Origin of the sequence: Nonomuraea sp. NPDC005692, assembly GCF_040631115.1 — a bacterium.
GTDB lineage: Bacteria > Actinomycetota > Actinomycetes > Streptosporangiales > Streptosporangiaceae > Nonomuraea.
This window is the reverse complement of sequence record NZ_JBEXYU010000002.1, coordinates 457,127-472,698: the sequence shown is the minus strand read 5'-3', so window position 1 is coordinate 472,698 and position 15,572 is coordinate 457,127. Positions and strand designations below refer to the sequence as shown.

Annotated in this window: 20 protein-coding genes; 12 read left to right on the top strand and 8 right to left on the bottom strand. The window is 72.1% G+C overall.

Features of this window, described 5'->3' with window-relative positions:
• Positions 1-47 precede the first annotated feature (47 nt).
• The 3 genes from ABZ459_RS07165 to ABZ459_RS07155 are packed head-to-tail and all read right to left on the bottom strand — an operon-like array spanning position 48 to position 2,544.
• Positions 48-494, bottom strand: a complete 447-nt coding sequence (locus ABZ459_RS07165) for a GerMN domain-containing protein (protein WP_357966976.1) — start codon at positions 492-494, stop codon at positions 48-50.
• Positions 491-1,873, bottom strand: coding sequence for a HAMP domain-containing sensor histidine kinase (locus tag ABZ459_RS07160; RefSeq protein ID WP_357966973.1), 1,383 nt, complete (start codon positions 1,871-1,873; stop codon positions 491-493). The genes ABZ459_RS07165 and ABZ459_RS07160 overlap by 4 nt, the downstream gene beginning before the upstream one ends.
• On the bottom strand, positions 1,870-2,544 hold the full coding sequence (locus tag ABZ459_RS07155) for a response regulator transcription factor (protein WP_357966971.1): 675 nt from the start codon (positions 2,542-2,544) through the stop codon (positions 1,870-1,872). The genes ABZ459_RS07160 and ABZ459_RS07155 overlap by 4 nt, the downstream gene beginning before the upstream one ends.
• A 138-nt stretch (positions 2,545-2,682) precedes the next feature.
• Here ABZ459_RS07155 and ABZ459_RS07150 point away from each other — a divergent pair, with 138 nt between their 5' ends.
• The 3 genes from ABZ459_RS07150 to ABZ459_RS07140 all read left to right on the top strand — a co-directional run bounded on the left by ABZ459_RS07150 (position 2,683) and on the right by ABZ459_RS07140 (position 4,506).
• A complete protein-coding gene (locus tag ABZ459_RS07150; protein WP_357966968.1) occupies positions 2,683-3,186 on the top strand; it encodes a hypothetical protein in 504 nt (167 codons plus the stop codon).
• 161 nt (positions 3,187-3,347) lie between these two features.
• On the top strand, positions 3,348-3,683 hold the full coding sequence (locus ABZ459_RS07145) for a hypothetical protein (RefSeq protein ID WP_357966967.1): 336 nt from the start codon (positions 3,348-3,350) through the stop codon (positions 3,681-3,683).
• A 10-nt stretch (positions 3,684-3,693) separates the two neighbouring features.
• Positions 3,694-4,506 carry an inositol monophosphatase family protein gene (locus tag ABZ459_RS07140; protein WP_357966965.1) on the top strand — a complete coding sequence of 271 codons (813 nt, stop codon included), beginning with the start codon at positions 3,694-3,696 and terminating at the stop codon, positions 4,504-4,506.
• A gap of 45 nt (positions 4,507-4,551) precedes the next feature.
• Here the strand turns inward: ABZ459_RS07140 and ABZ459_RS07135 are convergent, their stop codons facing one another.
• Together ABZ459_RS07135 and ABZ459_RS07130 are read right to left on the bottom strand one after the other, a co-directional pair.
• A complete protein-coding gene (locus tag ABZ459_RS07135) occupies positions 4,552-4,995 on the bottom strand; it encodes a diadenosine tetraphosphate hydrolase (RefSeq protein ID WP_357966962.1) in 444 nt (147 codons plus the stop codon).
• Between the two features lie 113 nt (positions 4,996-5,108).
• A complete protein-coding gene (locus ABZ459_RS07130; RefSeq protein WP_357966960.1) occupies positions 5,109-5,675 on the bottom strand; it encodes a hypothetical protein in 567 nt (188 codons plus the stop codon).
• A 102-nt stretch (positions 5,676-5,777) separates the two neighbouring features.
• Between ABZ459_RS07130 and ABZ459_RS07125 the strand changes: the two genes are divergently transcribed.
• Positions 5,778-5,909, top strand: a complete 132-nt coding sequence (locus ABZ459_RS07125; protein WP_357966958.1) for a hypothetical protein — start codon at positions 5,778-5,780, stop codon at positions 5,907-5,909.
• A gap of 5 nt (positions 5,910-5,914) precedes the next feature.
• On the opposite strand, the gene ABZ459_RS07120 is transcribed toward ABZ459_RS07125, so the two are convergent.
• On the bottom strand, positions 5,915-6,673 hold the full coding sequence (locus tag ABZ459_RS07120; RefSeq protein WP_357966955.1) for an NAD(P)H-binding protein: 759 nt from the start codon (positions 6,671-6,673) through the stop codon (positions 5,915-5,917).
• A gap of 167 nt (positions 6,674-6,840) precedes the next feature.
• On the opposite strand from ABZ459_RS07120, the gene ABZ459_RS07115 reads away from it, so the two are divergent.
• A complete protein-coding gene (locus tag ABZ459_RS07115) occupies positions 6,841-7,728 on the top strand; it encodes a maleylpyruvate isomerase N-terminal domain-containing protein (protein ID WP_357966953.1) in 888 nt (295 codons plus the stop codon).
• A gap of 41 nt (positions 7,729-7,769) precedes the next feature.
• Positions 7,770-7,997, top strand: a complete 228-nt coding sequence (locus tag ABZ459_RS07110; protein ID WP_357966952.1) for a hypothetical protein — start codon at positions 7,770-7,772, stop codon at positions 7,995-7,997.
• A 202-nt stretch (positions 7,998-8,199) separates the two neighbouring features.
• On the opposite strand, the gene ABZ459_RS07105 is transcribed toward ABZ459_RS07110, so the two are convergent.
• Positions 8,200-9,999 carry an alkyl sulfatase dimerization domain-containing protein gene (locus ABZ459_RS07105; RefSeq protein WP_357966949.1) on the bottom strand — a complete coding sequence of 600 codons (1,800 nt, stop codon included), beginning with the start codon at positions 9,997-9,999 and terminating at the stop codon, positions 8,200-8,202.
• A 160-nt stretch (positions 10,000-10,159) separates the two neighbouring features.
• Between ABZ459_RS07105 and ABZ459_RS07100 the strand changes: the two genes are divergently transcribed.
• The 5 genes from ABZ459_RS07100 (at position 10,160) to ABZ459_RS07080 (ending at position 13,738) form a co-directional block, all read left to right on the top strand.
• Positions 10,160-10,786 (top strand): HAD family phosphatase, encoded by a 627-nt coding sequence (locus tag ABZ459_RS07100; protein WP_357966946.1) that lies wholly within the window; start codon positions 10,160-10,162, stop codon positions 10,784-10,786.
• Positions 10,783-11,241, top strand: coding sequence for a GNAT family N-acetyltransferase (locus ABZ459_RS07095; protein WP_357966944.1), 459 nt, complete (start codon positions 10,783-10,785; stop codon positions 11,239-11,241). The genes ABZ459_RS07100 and ABZ459_RS07095 overlap by 4 nt, the downstream gene beginning before the upstream one ends.
• An 18-nt stretch (positions 11,242-11,259) precedes the next feature.
• Positions 11,260-12,198 carry a ribose-phosphate pyrophosphokinase gene (locus ABZ459_RS07090; protein ID WP_357966942.1) on the top strand — a complete coding sequence of 313 codons (939 nt, stop codon included), beginning with the start codon at positions 11,260-11,262 and terminating at the stop codon, positions 12,196-12,198.
• A gap of 54 nt (positions 12,199-12,252) precedes the next feature.
• Positions 12,253-12,999 (top strand): nucleotidyltransferase domain-containing protein, encoded by a 747-nt coding sequence (locus ABZ459_RS07085; protein WP_357966941.1) that lies wholly within the window; start codon positions 12,253-12,255, stop codon positions 12,997-12,999.
• Between the two features lie 100 nt (positions 13,000-13,099).
• On the top strand, positions 13,100-13,738 hold the full coding sequence (locus ABZ459_RS07080) for a maleylpyruvate isomerase N-terminal domain-containing protein (protein ID WP_357966939.1): 639 nt from the start codon (positions 13,100-13,102) through the stop codon (positions 13,736-13,738).
• Positions 13,739-13,751: 13 nt separating this feature from the next.
• Here ABZ459_RS07080 and ABZ459_RS07075 read toward each other — a convergent pair whose 3' ends face one another.
• On the bottom strand, positions 13,752-14,321 hold the full coding sequence (locus tag ABZ459_RS07075) for a TetR/AcrR family transcriptional regulator (protein ID WP_357966938.1): 570 nt from the start codon (positions 14,319-14,321) through the stop codon (positions 13,752-13,754).
• 73 nt (positions 14,322-14,394) lie between these two features.
• Here ABZ459_RS07075 and ABZ459_RS07070 point away from each other — a divergent pair, with 73 nt between their 5' ends.
• Complete coding sequence (locus ABZ459_RS07070) at positions 14,395-15,570, top strand: FAD-dependent monooxygenase (protein WP_357966935.1); 1,176 nt, start codon at positions 14,395-14,397, stop codon at positions 15,568-15,570.
• Positions 15,571-15,572: the final 2 nt, after the last annotated feature.

The window sequence follows — 15,572 nt, the reverse complement described above, 5'->3', positions numbered from 1 at the left end:
GTGACCATAGTCGCTTGAGTGACTAATTCGTTACGCAGGGTGGAGGGTCAGGTGAAGTCCGCGCAGCGGGCCTGGCCGTCGCCCGGCACGGTCACCCGTACGTCGTCCACCTCCACGCCGCGCTCGGCGGCGGTGGCGGCGGCGATCGTGCAGACGAGCTGCCCGGTCGCCGTCCGTGACAGCCGGGACGTCGAGGCCCCCAGGGCGAACGCGTCGCCGGTCACCTGGACGGCCAGGTTCTTCGGCAGGCTGGTGCCGACCGCGCGCTCACGCTCCTTCGAGGTGGGGCCGCCGGTCAGCAGCTCGACGGCTTCGGCGGCCGCCAGCGGGCCCTCCGGGCGGGTGACGGGCACGAGACGGTCGTGCCGCACGAAGTACAGGCTGGTGCCCTGGATGAAGCCGCGGGGCGCCTCTCCGGCCCGGATCACGCCGGTCGGGCCGACTCCGCAGGCCGTGCAGGCGGCCAGGACCAGGGCGAGCGGCCAGGCCCTCACGGACGGTTCCTCGGCAGGGTGAGGGTGAAGACGGCGCCCGGGCCGGGGGCGACGGTGAGGTCGCCGCCGTGCAGGAGGGCGTTCTCGCGGGCGATGGCCAGGCCGAGACCGCTGCCCTCGGAGCGGGCACGCGCGAGGTCGGCCTTGTAGAAGCGCTCGAAGACGTGCGGGAGCACGTCGGCGGGCAGGCCGGGCCCCTGGTCGGAGACCTCGACGGCGACCGCCTGACCAGTGGCGCGCACCCGGACGGCGACGGGCGGCGCGCCGTGCCGCAGCGCGTTGCCGACCAGGTTGGCCACGATGACGTCCAGGCGGCGCGGGTCGAGCGGAACGCGGACGTCCGGGGACGGCAGATCCGCGGTGACCTCCGAGCTCCAGCCGCGGGACCGCAGGCAGGCCGCGACGGCGGCGCCGACGTCCACGTCGTTGAGGTTGAGCGCGGCGGCTCCGGCGTCGAAGCGGGAGATCTCCATCAGGTCGTCGACGAGCGCGGTGAGCCGGGCGACCTCGGCGGTGATCAGCCGGGCGGCGGTTCCGGCGTCGGCGTCCAGCCGGTCGGCGCCCGCTTCGAGGACGTCGGTGACGGCGGTGGCGGCGGCCAGCGGCGTGCGCAGCTCGTGGGAGACGTCCGCGACGAACCGCCGGGACCTGGCCTCCATCTCGCGCAGCTCGCCGACCGAGCGTTCCAGCGCGGCGGCCGTCTCGTTGAAGCGTCCCGCCAGCCGGGCCAGCTCGTCGCCGCCGTGGACGGGCAGGCGGGTCTCCAGCCGTCCCTCGCCCAGGTGCCGGGCCGCCCGGTCCAGGTCGGCGACCGGCCGCAGGACGCCACGCGCGGCCAGCAGCCCGGCCAGCACCGCCAGCAGCACGACGGGCACGGCCGCCGCCTGCGCGGCGCGCAGCACGGCCGTCTCGTCGGAGGCGGCCTGCCCGAGCGACTCGACGAGGTAGACGCTGATCCCCGACGGCGTGCCACCGGCGCGGAGCATGACCCTGCTGCCGGCCACGAGGTACGGCACGCCGTCGCGCTCCACCCGCTGCCAGGCCAGCTCCGGCCACCGCAGGACGGTCGCGCGCAGCTCGGCGGTGACGCGCGCGTCGCCCGGCACGGCGCCGTCCCTGACGACGTACACCTTGCGGTCGCCGACCTCCAGGTCCTCGGCCAGCAGGGCCAGTTCCTCGTCGCCCGCGGGCAGCGCCACGTCGCGCGACAGCAGCAGCACCCGGCTCCTGAAGTCCTTCAGCAGCCGGTCCTGCACCCCGGCCAGCAGGTTGACGCGCGCCTTGTAGTACGTCAGACCCGCGGCCCCCACCGCGCTCAGCCCGCCCACCAGCACGAACGTGATCACCAGCCGGACCCGCAACCCGCGCAGCCAGTTCATACCGGCCCGAAGCGGTAACCGAATCCGCGCACGGTCTGCACGTACCGCGGCTCGGCCGGCGCGTCCTCGATCTTGGACCGCAGCCGCTGCACGCAGGCGTCCACCAGCCGCGAGTCGCCCAGGTAGTCGTGCTCCCACACCGACTCCAGCAACTGCTGCCTGTTGAAGACCTGCCCCGGCGCGGCCGACAGGTGCAGCAGCAGCCGCAACTCCATCGGCGGCAGCGCGACCTGCCGTCCGTCCCTGCTCACGGTGAGGGAGGCGCGGTCCACGCACAGCCCGCCGTACCTCTCCACGGGCGAGGGCACACCGTCCGTACGGCGCAGCACGGCCCTGATCCTGGCCTCCAGGACCTGCGGGCGCACCGGCTTGACCACGTAGTCGTCCGCGCCCGCCTCCAGCCCGCCGACCACGTCGAAGTCGTCGCCCCGGGCGCTCAGCATCACGATCGAGACGGACGTGGTCGCACGGATGCGACGGCACACCTCGAACCCGTCGATGCCGGGCAGCATGAGGTCGAGCACCACTACGTCGGGGGCGAAGCGTGCCAGCCGTTCCAGCCCCTCCTCCCCGGTCGCCGCCGATCGCACCTCGTGGTCCCGGCTCTTGAGGGCGAGTGTCAGAGCGTCCCTGACGTGGGGATCGTCCTCGATCAGCAAGACACGGGCCATGCGTTCCAGTATCGGCGGCCTGGCGTGCCGATTTGTGCGGCTTCGGAAGCTATTACACGTTCATGACATGGAGCGGACGGGCTCCTCACAACGGCGGGCCACGGTGTTGGGCAGCCGACCGACCCATTGGAGGAAACCGTGTTGATCAGCAAGCGGCGTCTCGCCGTCCTGGCCGCCCTGCCCGTCCTTGCCCTGAGCGCGGCGTGCGGGACGCAGAGCTTCGCCAGCTCGTCCAGCCCCGCGCCCGACTCCGGCAGACCGAGCTGGCACGAGACCGCGGTGAAGTTCGCCGGATGCATGCGGGAGAACGGGATCGACATCCCGGCCCCGGTCAAGGGACAGGACCTCGACACCAGCGCCGTCAGCAAGGTCACCCAGGCCAAGCTCGACGCCGCCATGAAGGCGTGCAAGGAGTGGGACTCGGTGCTGCTCGGCGGCTCCGAACCGGCCACTCCGGAGGAGGACGCCAAGTTCGCCGCGTGGGCGCAGTGTCTGCGCAAGGGCGGCGTCTGGCAGCCCGTCACCAAGGACGAGGCGAAGCCGGCCGGGTTCAAGCAGGTCGAGCCCGGCTCGGCCGCCGAGAGGCAGGTCTTCGAGGGCTGCGACCTGCTCCGGCCGCCCGCCCCGTACGAGGAGAACTGACCACCCCGCACCCCGCCAGGCCATGCCCTTCCCGCTGTGAACGCGGTGAGGGTTGGCGGGACTCCGGCCGGCCCCGGCTCCTGGCGTCAGGAGCCGGGGCCGGCCGTTCGTGACGGGGCCGGGCCCGGTGCCCGGCCGGTCACGGGGGCTACCCTGGGCGCATGGGTCATGCGAAGACGTCGTTCGTCTGCCTGCCTTGCCGGGCCTCGTACAAGCAGCCCTACCCGCTGCCCGGCGACCGGGGCCGGTCGTGCCCGCGGTGCGGCGAGCCGCTGATCCACGTGGGTTCCGCCTTCGCGGCTCCCCGGCGACGCGACACCGCGGCCTGGCGGGTGCTCTCGCTGCTGCTGAACGCGGGTGTCGGCTTCCACAAGAGTTGCTGCGGCGGGCCCGGCTACCGGCCGCGCACGCTCGGCGAGGCCCGCGCGCGGATGGCGCACGCACGGGCCACCGGAGAGCCGTTCGCCAGGGCCCTGACGCGTTCCGAACTGCCCTAGGACGGCCCGCATGACCATCGACGTCCGGACGCTGCTGCCCGTCGCCGAACGAGCCGCGTCGATCGCCGGCGAGATCATCACCACCCGGGCTCCCGGCGTCGTCACCGCCAAGGGCGACCGCGACATGGCCACCGAGGTCGACTTCGCCGTCGAGCACGCCGTACGCGAGTTCCTGTCGCGGGAGACGCCCGAGGTGGGCTTCCTCGGCGAGGAGGAGGGCGCGAGCCGGCCGGGCCAGGGCCTGACGTGGGTCCTCGACCCCGTGGACGGCACGGCCAACTTCCTGCACGGCATCCCGCTGTGCGGGGTCTCCCTGGGCCTGGTGGACGGGGACGTGCCGCTGCTCGGCGTCGTCGGCCTGCCGTTCCTGGACGTCCGCTACTCGGCCGCCCAGGGCGCCGGCGCGACGGCCAACGGCTCGCCCGTCCAGGTCAGCGGCGCCGCGGAGCTTCAGGACGCCGTCGTCGCCCTGGGCGACTACGCGGTGGGCGAGGACGCGCCGGAACGCAACCGTCCCCGCTTCGCCCTGACCCAGGAACTGGCCGCTCGCGTCCAGCGCGTCAGGATGCTCGGCTCGGCCGCGATCGACCTCGTGTGGGTGGCCGACGGCAAGGTCGACGCAAGCGTCATGCTCAGCAACAACCCGTGGGACACCGCGGCGGGCGTCGTCATCGCCCGCGAGGCCGGAGCCCTGGTGGTCGACCTCGACGGCAGCCCCCACACCATGGCCTCCCTGGCGACCATCGCGACGAGCCCCGCCCTCGCCCCCGACCTCCTGAAACTCCTCACCGTCGCCCGCTGCCACGGCGCGGCTCCCGCATAGGCCCGCCCGGCGGCGAAGCCGGACCGGCCGGTCCCGGGCCCCGCTTCAGCCGCCTGCGCGGGGCCGGGTCCCGTGGGCCGCGTACAGCACGCCGAGTTGCCGGTCGATCTCCGCACGCACCGGGTCGTGTCGCGGGCCGAGGGCGAACCGCCGGTCGGTCCAGCTGTCCGGCGGATACAGCCACACCGGCCGGCCGACCAGCCGGGCCGGTTCCCACTCGTACCGCGGCCAGACGTGAGCGTGCAGGAAGGGGTCGGTGTTGCCGAGGATCTCCAGGTTCACCCGCCGGAACGCCGGGTCCAGCGCGCCGCAGGCCCGCTCGACCGCCTCGCCGAGCAGCTCCATGTCCGACAGGAAGGCCATCCGCCTGGCTCGGGGCAGGTCGGACAGCCGCTGCACGCCGGGCTCGTCCGTCAGGAGAACCGAGTATCCCGGCAGGAACTGAGTGTCACCGATCACGGCGAAACCGGCGTCCAGCCGCCTGAGCACCGTGGGATTCCGACCGGCCAACGCACTGCCGACCCTGTCCTGCCGCCACTCACCACTCATGACGTCCGACCCTACAGGCGTGTGATCAGGACGACGTCCCTGACCTGTCGTGCTCAGGACAGCTCGCCGACGAGGGCGACGGCATGCCCTCCCTCGCTGGTGCACCACCAGACCGGTCCACGGTCCGGCCCTCCGACGTGCAGCCCACGATCGTGCGCGGGACAGACGGGCCACACCGTCCGAGTGAGTTCCATGACGGTCTCCTGGACCGCCACGGCGAGAGACAGCAGCGCTCCCTGTGCGTCGCTGCCCGCCTCCGGCGGGATCCCGTTGCCGTGGTAGGAACCCTCGAACTCCACCTGCGCGTCGTGACGGCCGCGCCAGGGGTCGGTGATCAGGCGCAGCCGGCCGGTGATCCCGCCGGCTCGGACGTCGCGTTCCACGACCTCCAGCGCCTGCTCCAGCGTCGTCCACAGCTGGGGTTCGAGGGCGAAGCCCGGACGGAAGTCGATGTCGTCGAGAAGGCCGTCCCCCAGACGCGCCAGGTCACCGGCGCTCAGCCGGGCAGCGGAGGACTCCAGGAGCTCCCGCGTGGTCGCAGTGCTCAGGCCCCATTCCTCCAGCAGGGAGGCCAGTTCGAGGACGAGGCCGGCGTCGAGGCCACCGTCCCGCAGAGCCACGTAGACGCGACTCGCCAGCTCGTGGACTTGCTCTTCAGGGTGCACATTGCAGTATCGCCCCTCGCGCTGCCGCCACCGCCGGCCCGGCGCTAGCATCGCCGGGTGGAGGATGATCTGCCGTCCCAGCACTTTTCCGATGCGGGCATGGCCGTCGTTGTCGGGGTGTTGGTGTTCCTGATTCTGCTGCCCACCATCGTCTGGCTCGCCGTGGTGATGTTGCGCAGCCGGAAGTAGGGCGGTCAGCGGGTGGCGTGGAGGTGGGAGAGCATCGTGCGGGCGGGGTGGCCGAGGACGTCCTCCAGGTCGGGGGTCTGCCTTTCCAGGGCGCCGGCGCGGATCCGGGCGTTCAGCCAGGCCATCGGGCCGGGGGCGGCGTCGGGGATCTCGCGGTAGGCCACGCCCAGCGCGCCGGCCACCTCCGGGTGGGTCCACAGCGGCCCGGTGAAGTCGTAGGCGCGGCCCTCGTGGCCTTCGCCGGTCAGGACGTTGGCCGCGGCCTGCGCCAGGTCGGACCGGAACGCGGTGTTCAGGCCGCGCCCTCCGCCGCTGCCGGTCAGCTCGCCGCCTGAGACCCGGGGGACGAACGCGTCGCTGTAGAAGGGGTGACGCAGGATCGTGTACGGCAGGCCGCTGCGCAGGAGGGCCTGCTCGGTGGCGTGGTGGGCCTCGGTCATGCCGGTGGCGACGGTGTCGGCGTCCAGGAAGCTGGTGTAGACGACGGCGCCGACGCCCACGTCCACGGCGGCCGCGAGGGCGGCCAGGTGGTGGCCGATCCGGCGGCCGGGGTCGAGCTCCGGCGACGAGATCAGGAGCAGGCGGGCGGCGCCCTCGAACGCCGTGCGCAGGCTCGCCGGGTCGTCGTAGTCGCCCCGCCGCACCGGTACGCCCTCAGGCGCGCGGGCGGGATCGCGTACGGCGGCGACGACGTCCGCTCCGGTGCGCAGCCGGTCGATGACGAGACGGCCGAGCGCGCCCGACGCCGCCGAGACAACGATCATGAAGCTCCCTCTGATCCGGGTGGGTGCTCAAAGTGAACTGCCGGGACGTGCTGCGACGCCACCGCTTTTCGCCGGGCGCGGGCGCACGACGCCCCCAGAGGAGCATTTCCGGAGAAGACCGCCCAGGTCACCCGGGTTAGCGTGATCGTGGACCTCTGGAGATGAACATGGACGAGCTCATCACGTACGGCAAATGGGCGTCGGTGCGCGGCTCGCTCAAGGCGGCCACCGACCGGTTCGCGAAGCTGGTCTCCATCGTCGATCCCCACGCCATGGCGACCAGGGAGTGGACCGTCGCCGAGACCGCGGCCCACGTCACCGCGATCGCCTCGCTCTACACCTGCGTGGTGCGCGGCGACGTGACCACGCCGTTCCCGGAGCTGGCCGGGCCGATACTCGGCGCGAACGTCGACACGGTGAGCGCCCTGAACGAGCTGGCGTTCGAGCACTTCCCCGAGCGCGACCCGGTCGTCCTGGCCGAGCGGCTGCGCGGCGACGTCCGGGAGATCCTGCGCGCCGGCGCGGAGGTCGATCCGGCGACGCCGGTCCCGTGGCTGGGCGACGCGCGGGTGCCCGTCGCGGGCGTGCTGGCCCACCTGCTGAACGAGCTGCTGCTGCACGGCTGGGACATCGCCCGCGCGACCCGTACCCCATGGTCGGTGCCCGCGCGGGACGCCGGGCTGTTCTTCGACCTGTTCCTCATCGGGATGATCAGGAACGACTACGGACATCTGATGGACACCGGGACGCCCGCCCCGCCCCGCCGGATCACCGTCGGGTTCCACTCCGCGCACACCGCGCCGGCGGCGCTGGCGCTCGACCACGGGCGGGTGTCGGTGGCCGAGATGGGGCCGCAGGTGGACGCGCACGTGCGGTTCGACCCGGCGGCGCTGAACCTGCTGCTGTTCGGCCGGATGTCCAGGACGCGGGCCGCGCTCACGGGCAAGGTGGCGGTCTGGGGGCGGCGTCCGTGGCTGCTGCCGGCCTTTCTGCGGTTCGTACGCCTGCCCACGACAACGGTTCCGCGCTCACGCGCCGAGTCCATACAGGTGTGAACGCCACAAAGTATTCACCCGGTGGGCGCATACTGGAGGAGATGAAGCGAGCCAGCGGCGATTCTCGTCGTCACCTGCCCACAAGTCCCTTCAAACCGCCGCCTCCGGCGCCACCCGCGGAGCAGTTCGACATGAACGACCGGGTGAGCCATGACCGATTCGGCCTCGGTGTCGTCATCGGTGTGGAGGACGACGTCGCCGTTCTGGTCGACTTCGGATCCCGGCAGGAACGGATCACGACGCCGTTCAACAAGCTGTACAAACTCTGAGAGCCGGTCCGCGACGCCCGTGTGCCCCGACGGCCACATGGGCGGGACCGGCGCGCCGTGGTCCCCGGCTGCGGGCGCCCGGGTTCGGTGACTCACGGGGTCCGAGGCTCGTGGGTCAGTGACTCATGAGCTCAGAGACCCGTGGGCCGGTGGCTCGTGGGGTCAGTGGCTCGTGGGGTCGGTGGCTCATGGGGTCGGTGGCTCACGGGGTCACGATGGCGAAGTCGCGGGCCGGTGAGTCGAGCACGGCGACCAGCCGCTGGAGCGCCGTGATGTCGCCCTCCCGCTCCACCCCCTCCACGCCCTTCCCGGCCAGCAGGCCGAGGAGCTGGGCCCTGGTGAGGCGGAGCGTCAGGTCCACGGGCTCCTCGGGCGGGTTCAGCCGCTGGACGAGCACGCCGTTGGACAGCGTGGTGCGGTACAGCTCCCCCAGGTCCGTCAGGTGCCAGTCGATCGACAGGCTCTCGTGCCAGGCCCTGGGGCCGTCCACGCGGATGGCGAGGGAGTCGAAGATCTGCTCCACGGTCAGGGCCGCGACCAGGTCGGGCGAGGTGGTGGTGACGCGGGTGGGGGCGATGCCCTCGGTCAGTTCCATGGCCCCCGTCAGGTACGAGTTGCGCCACGTCCCGTTCTCCGCGCCCTGGCCGAGCCGGGTGTAGACCTCGGCCAGCAGGTCCCTGGCCGCCTTGTTGCCCTCGTCGGCGAAGACGGCGTGGTTCAGCAGCTGGACGGCGAAGCGCAGGTCGTTCTCCTCGATGTACCGGCGGGCGAAGGCCACGACGGCCGCGCCGCCGCCCATGCACTCGACGTACCGGATCGCGCTCTCCCTGGGCGGGTGCTCCCACAGGTGGGCGGGGTTGCCGTCGTACCAGCCGAGGTAGCGCTGGTAGACGGCCTTGACGTTGTGGCTGACCGAGCCGTAGTAGCCGTGGGTGTGCCAGACCTGTTCCAGCGCGGGCGGCACCCGCATCTGCTCGGCGATCTCGGCGCCGGTCAGGCCCTTGTTGAGCAGGCGGAGGGTCTGGTCGTGCAGGTAGGCGTACAGGTCTCGCTGTTCCTGGAGGAACCGGACGATGTTGCTCCTTCCCCAGGTCGGCCAGTGGTGCGAGGCGAAGGCGACCTCGGCCCGGTCGGCGAGCAGCGTGAGGGTCTCCGACAGGTAGCGGGCCCAGACGCGGGCGTCGCGCACCTGGGCGCCGCGCAGGGTGAGGATGTTGTGCAGGTTGTGGGTGGCGTTCTCGGCCAGGCACAGGGCGTCGCGGTCGGGGAAGAGGAAGTTCATCTCGGCGGGGGCCTCGGTGCCGGGGGTGAGCTGGAAGACGATCCGCACCCCGTCCACGATCTCCTCCTGGCCGGTGCGGCTGACGTCCACGGTGGGCGGGATGAGGGACGTGGTGCCGGTCGAGGACGTCATGCCGAGGCCGCAGCCGATCTGGCCGTCCGGGGCGTGCGGCAGGGCGAGGCCGAACATGTAGCCGGCGCGGCGGTTCATGGCGGGGCCGGCGTAGACGTTCTCGGAGACCGCGTGGTCCATGAAGCCGGCGGGCGCCAGGATCGGCACGTTGCCGTCGGTCACGCCGCGCACGCCGCCGAAGTGGTCGACGTGGCTGTGGGTGTAGACGACGCCGGTGACCGGGCGGTCGCCGCGGTGGCGGCGGTAGAGCGCGAGCGCGGCGGCGGCGCACTCGGTGGAGACCAGCGGGTCGATGACGATGACGCCGATGTCGCCCTCGACCAGGGTCATGTTCGACAGGTCCAGGCCGCGTACCTGGTAGATGCCGTCGGCGACCTCGTACAGGCCCTGTTTGGCGCAGAGCTGGCTCTGCCGCCACAGGCTGGGATGGGCGGTCTCAGGGCATTCGGCGTTGAGGAAGGCGTAGGAGTCGTTGTCCCAGACGACCTCGCCGTTCCGCGACTTGACCACGGCGGGGGTCAGCTTCGCGATGAAGCCGCGGTCGGCGTCCTCGAAGTCGCCCGTGTCATGAAATGGAAGGTCTGCCATGTCTGCTCGCATGCCCCTGAATGGACGCTCGTAGCTCAATAACCAGCCCCAATAGCATGAAACTCGGGCAATAAGGACAGGACGCGGCGGCGTAGCGACGCGGACGGTGTGATTGGGTGGTTCCAGGCTGATCTCATCGGGGGTGGTCATGGAAGCGTGCGTGTTCGACCTCGACGGCGTGCTCGTCGATTCCGAACCCGTCTGGGAGCAGGTCCGGCGCGCCTTCGTCGCCGACCACGGCGGCACCTGGCAGCCCGACACGCAGTCCAGGCTGATGGGCATGAGCACCGGCGAGTGGGCGGCCTACCTGCACGAGCTGGGGGTGCGCCTGACGCCCGGCGAGATCGCCGAGGGCGTGGTCGACCAGATGGCCGAGCGCTACCAGGACGGCGTGCCGCTGCTGCCGGGCGCCCGCGAGGCCGTGCGCCGGCTGGCCGGACGGTTCACCCTCGGCCTGGCCAGCTCGTCGCCGCGGCGGCTGATCGACGTGGTGCTGGACGCGGCGGAGCTGCGCGAGTACTTCGTGACCACGGTCTCGACCGAGGAGGTCGCGCGCGGCAAGCCCGCCCCCGACGGCTACCTGGAGGCGGCCCGGCGGCTGGAGATCTACCCGAAGGACTGCGTGGCGGTCGAGGACTCCAGCAACGGCCTGCGTTCGGCGCACGCGGCCGGCATGCGGGTGATCGCCGTGCCGCATCCCGATTACCCGCCCGACGACGACGCCCTCGCTCTCGCCTGGCAGGTCCTGCCCGACCTCGACGCGCTCACGGTGGAGGCGCTGACGTGACGACCGACGGCATGGGCGTCCGCCTCCGGACGCCGGCCGATCTCGACGCCTGCATCGAGGCCCTGGCCCTGGTGCAGTCCGCCGACCGCTATCCCGTCGACTGGCCGGCCGATCCCCGGGGCTGGCTGACTCCGGGCGACCTGCTGCGCGCCTGGGTGGCGGTCGAGGAGGGCCGGGTGCTCGGCCACGTCGGCCTGGCCGGCACCGACGAGGGCCCGCAGGTCACCCGGCTCTTCGTCGTGCCCGCCGCCCGGGGCCGCGGGCTGGCCCCCCTGCTGCTGGACACCGTGCGGACGGCCGCCGGGGCGCCCGTCCTCCTGGAGGTCTCCGACGAGGGCCGGGCGGCCGTCGCGCTCTACGAGCGGCTGGGCTGGCGGCGCGTCGGCAGCACCCGCGCGCGATGGCTCAACGCCGCGGGCGAACCCGCCCTGCTCCACCACTACGTGAGCCCGTGAAGCTATCCTTTGGGAATCGTGCGAGACATCACGGTTTTTTCTGGGAGTGCCCACCCCGAGCTGGCCGAGGAGATCTGCTCCCATCTCGGAACCCCGCTCCACCCCGTCAAGGTCGCCCGCTTCGCCAACGACGCGCTTGAGGTGCAGCTCCAGGCCAACTGCCGCGAGCGCGACGTGTTCCTCATCCAGCCCCTGGTGCCGCCGACGCAGGAGAACCTGGTCGAGCTGCTGCTCATGATCGACGCGGCGCGCGGCGCGTCCGCGGCCAGGACGACCGTGGTCCTGCCCCATTACGCCTACGCCAGATCGGACAAGAAGGACGCCCCGCGCATCTCCATCGGCGCGCGCCTGGTCGCCGACCTGATGGTGGCCGCGGGCGCGAACCGGGTGCTGGCCATGACGCTGCACTCGCCGCAGGTGCACGGCTTCTTCAGCGTGCCGGTCGACCACCTGCACGCGCTGCGCGAGCTTGCCGCGCACTTCCGCCGCTACGACCTGTCGAACGCCGTCGTCGTCTCCCCCGACCTGGGCAACGCCAAGGAGGCCGCGCACTTCGCCCGGCTGCTCGGCACGGGCGTCGCGATGGGCGCCAAGCAGCGCTTCGCCGACGACCGCGTGGTGATCAGCTCGGTCATCGGCGAGGTCGCGGGCAAGGACGTGATCATCCTCGACGACGAGATCGCCAAGGGCAGCACGGTCATCGAGCTGCTGGGCCGGCTGCGCGAGCAGGGCGTCAACTCCGTCCGCGTGGCGTGCACGCACGGGCTGTTCGCGGGCGGGGCGATCGAGCGGCTGAGCGCGTTCCCCGAGGTCATGGAGATCGTCTGCACGAACACCGTGCCGCCGCCCAAGCCGAGTGACAAGCTGACCGTGTTGTCGATCGCACCGGCGCTGGCCGAGGCCATGCGGCGGATCCACGACGGCGAGTCGGTGAGCGCTCTGTTCAGCACGTCCTGACGGCCCGCCCCGGTGATCTTCCGGGACGGCCGGGAATGGATCATAGTGGACATCATGCATGCGGCCACAGACGTCCTGCTCCGGCGGTTCCGAGACGGCGTGGGCGAGGTCGTGCCCCTGGTGTCACTGTGGGCGCACGGCTCGCTGGGCGCCGGCGACTACCAGCCGGGGCGCAGCGACCTCGACCTGATCGCGGTGGTCGAGACGCCGGTCACGATGGAGCAGTGGCGCCGGATCAAGGGGCTGCACCGGGGGCTCGACCTGCCGCTCGCCGACCTCCTCCACTGCTCCTACCTGCCGCTGGAGGAGCTGGCGGACCCGCGGGTCGAGCACGTGACGTGGGCCCACGAGCAGATCTTCCGCCGTCCGGTGACGGCGGTGACCCGCCGCGAGCTGCACACGGCCCCGCTCGTGCTGCACGGGCCGCCGCCCGCCGAGCTGCTGCCGGCCGTCTCCGACGCCGTGCTGGCCGACTTCGTCCGTACGGACCTGCGCGAGTTCTGGCTGGACAAGACCAGAGGGCGGCGACGCTGGCTGCGGGACGTCTGGGTGGACCTCGGCCTGCTGACCGTCGCCAGGGCTTCGGTCACCCTGCACGAGGGCCGGTTGATCACCAAGCGGGAGGCCCTCGACGTGCTGGCCGGGATGGGCGCGCCGGAGGCCGTCCTGGCCGACGTGCGCGCCCGCCGGTACGGCACGCCGCGCCCGGTGCTGAGCCGCTTCAGAAGGGGCCGGCTGACCCGCGCCTTCGTCCGGTCGGCCATCGGGAAGGTGCTGGCGGAGGGCCCCGACGAGACCTGAGCCCGCCCTCGTCTCAGTGGGCAGGACGGCGGCCCTCCGCGGATCGCCGAGGGATAGTCTTGGCCCCGAGTTACCACCTGAACCGGGGAAAGGGCGGCATATGGGGGAGATCAGGCAGTCCTATCTGGTGGCCGCGGCGTCGGCGATGTCGCTGCTGCGTGACCCGGCCGTCCGGGCGGCGTGGGACAAGCCGAGCGCGCTGACCGAGTTCAGCGTCGCGGGCCTGGCCGGGCACCTGGCCCACCAGATCGTCCGGGTCGTCGACGTGCTCGACTCCGGCGAGGAACCCGGGGTGCCCATCCCGCTCATCGAGCACTACACGAGGTCGCCGTGGGTGCAGGCCGGCCTCGACCACGAGAGCAACGTCAGCGTCCGGGTGGGCGGCCAGGCGGCCGCCGCGGACGGGCACGCCGCGCTCGTCGAGCGCACGCAGGCGCTGCTGGACCGGCTGCTGGCCGAGCTGCCCGCCGAGCCGGCGGACCGGGTCGTGCGGCTGCCGTGGGCCGGCTGGTCGCTGCGGCTCGACGACTTCCTGCTCACCAGGGTGATGGAGCTGGTCGTGCACTCCGACGACCTGGCCGCCAGCGTGGGCGTCGAGACGCCGGAGCTGCCGTCGTCGATCAACGAGCCGGTCGTGGAGCTGCTGGCCCGTCTGGCGGTGCACCGGCACGGCGCGACCGCCGTCATCCGCACCCTCAGCAGGGCCGAACGCGCCCCCGCCACGATAAGCGCCTTCTAGCCCCCGGCCCGTTTCACGAGCCGCCCACCAGGCGCAGGGCCTCGGCCACCTCGCGACCGGACAACGCGCTGTCCGGGTCGAGCAGCCACTGCGCCAGGAACCCCGTCAGCATGGCCTGGTACAGCGAGCCCACCAGCCTGGCCCGCTCGGGGTCCGTCTCCGCCCGCACATCCTGGAACAGCTCGGCGAGGCCCAGCCGGGCGCCCTTGATCGCCGGGACGAGCTGCTCGCGCAGCTCCGGCACGTGATCGATCTGCCCGAGCAGCTCGAGCTGGGTGATCCAGAGCGGCCGCAGCCGGTCGAACGACTCCACCACCCGGTCCCACGCCGCCTCGAACCGCTCCAGCGGTGACGCGCCCTCCTCGGCATCGGCGACGAGCGTCCGCGCCAGGTCGTCGCCCCATTCCTGCATCACCTCGAACAGCGCCTCGTTCATCAGCGCGTCCTTGGACTTGAAGTGGTAGCCGATGCCCGCGAGGCTCACGCCCGACGCGGTCGCGATGTCGCGCGCGGTGGTACGCGAGTAGCCCTTCTCGATCAGGCAACGCTTCGCCCCGGCCAGCAGGTCTTCCCTGTTTCCCATGCCCAGACGTTAACACGAACGTCTGAAAACATCGTCCTAGACAAGCGTCTGAGACAGATGTACTGTTCTCGGCATGAAGAACGTCCTGATCTCCGGCGCGAGCATCGCCGGCACCTCGCTGGCCTACTGGCTGCGCCGCCACGGCTGCACCGTCACCGTCGTCGAGCGCGCTCCCGCCATCCGCCCCGGCGGCTACAAGGTCGACATCCGCGGCGCCGCCCTCGACGTGATCGGCCGCATGGGCCTGCTGGACGCGGTCACCGCCCGCGGCACCGGCATGCGCGTGGCCACCCACTACGACCGCAAGGGGCGGGCGGTGGCCACCATGGACGCCGACCTGTTCGGCGGGCGCACGGGCGACGACGCCGAGATCATGCGCGGTGACCTCAACGAGCTCCTGTACGACCTCACCCGCGACGACGCCGAATACCTCTTCGGCGACTCCGTCACCGCCGTCTCCGACGACGGCCTGGTCACCTTCGAGCACGCCGCGCCCCGCCGGTTCGACCTGATCGTCGGCGCGGACGGGATGCGCTCCAACATCCGCAGGATCGTGTTCGGGGAGGACGCCCGGTACGTCCGCGACCTGGGCTACTACGTCTCGATCTGCACCGTCCCCAACACCCTCGGCCTGGACCGCGAGGAGGCCGTGCACGCCGCCCCCGGCCGCACCGCCAACGTCTACAGCACCCGGCAGGACGGCGCCGCCAAGGCGCTGTTCATGTGGGCCTCACAGCCGCTGTCCTATGACCACCGCGACACCGGCCGCCAGAAGGACCTGCTGGCCGAGGCCATGGCGGGGGTGGAGTGGGAGGTGCCGGCGCTGCTCGGCGCGGTGCGCGAGGCCGACGACTTCTACTTCGACTCGGTCAGCCAGGTGCACATGGACAGCTGGTCGAAGGGCCGGGTCGTGCTGCTCGGGGACGCCGCCTACTGCGCCTCGCCGGCCTCAGGACAGGGCACGAGCCTGGCGATCGTGGGCGCGTACGTGCTGGCGGGCGAGCTGGCCGGGGGCGGCGGCGCGGCGGGCTACGAGCGGGAGATGCGGGAGTTCGTCCGGGTCAACCAGGAGCTCGGGCCGGTGAACGTCAGGGGCATGGTGATGGGCTCACGGCTGGCGCTGTGGTTCCAGCTCAGGATGCTCAGGCTGCTGCCGTACCTGCCAGGCAAGGAGAAGGTCGTCGAGCGGATCGCCGGGGCGATCCACCGGGCGGCCACGGCGATCCGGCTCAAGAGTTACATGGAATGAAG

Coding starts and splice junctions, on each gene's coding strand:
- ABZ459_RS07110 (WP_357966952.1), top strand. CDS start 7,770: ATGAAGCGAGCCAGCGGCGATTCTCGTCGTCACCTGCCCACAAGTCCC.
- ABZ459_RS07115 (WP_357966953.1), top strand. CDS start 6,841: ATGGACGAGCTCATCACGTACGGCAAATGGGCGTCGGTGCGCGGCTCG.
- ABZ459_RS07075 (WP_357966938.1), bottom strand. CDS start 14,321: ATGGGAAACAGGGAAGACCTGCTGGCCGGGGCGAAGCGTTGCCTGATC.
- ABZ459_RS07160 (WP_357966973.1), bottom strand. CDS start 1,873: ATGAACTGGCTGCGCGGGTTGCGGGTCCGGCTGGTGATCACGTTCGTG.
- ABZ459_RS07085 (WP_357966941.1), top strand. CDS start 12,253: ATGCATGCGGCCACAGACGTCCTGCTCCGGCGGTTCCGAGACGGCGTG.
- ABZ459_RS07140 (WP_357966965.1), top strand. CDS start 3,694: ATGACCATCGACGTCCGGACGCTGCTGCCCGTCGCCGAACGAGCCGCG.
- ABZ459_RS07145 (WP_357966967.1), top strand. CDS start 3,348: ATGGGTCATGCGAAGACGTCGTTCGTCTGCCTGCCTTGCCGGGCCTCG.
- ABZ459_RS07155 (WP_357966971.1), bottom strand. CDS start 2,544: ATGGCCCGTGTCTTGCTGATCGAGGACGATCCCCACGTCAGGGACGCT.
- ABZ459_RS07120 (WP_357966955.1), bottom strand. CDS start 6,673: ATGATCGTTGTCTCGGCGGCGTCGGGCGCGCTCGGCCGTCTCGTCATC.
- ABZ459_RS07070 (WP_357966935.1), top strand. CDS start 14,395: ATGAAGAACGTCCTGATCTCCGGCGCGAGCATCGCCGGCACCTCGCTG.
- ABZ459_RS07080 (WP_357966939.1), top strand. CDS start 13,100: ATGGGGGAGATCAGGCAGTCCTATCTGGTGGCCGCGGCGTCGGCGATG.
- ABZ459_RS07105 (WP_357966949.1), bottom strand. CDS start 9,999: ATGGCAGACCTTCCATTTCATGACACGGGCGACTTCGAGGACGCCGAC.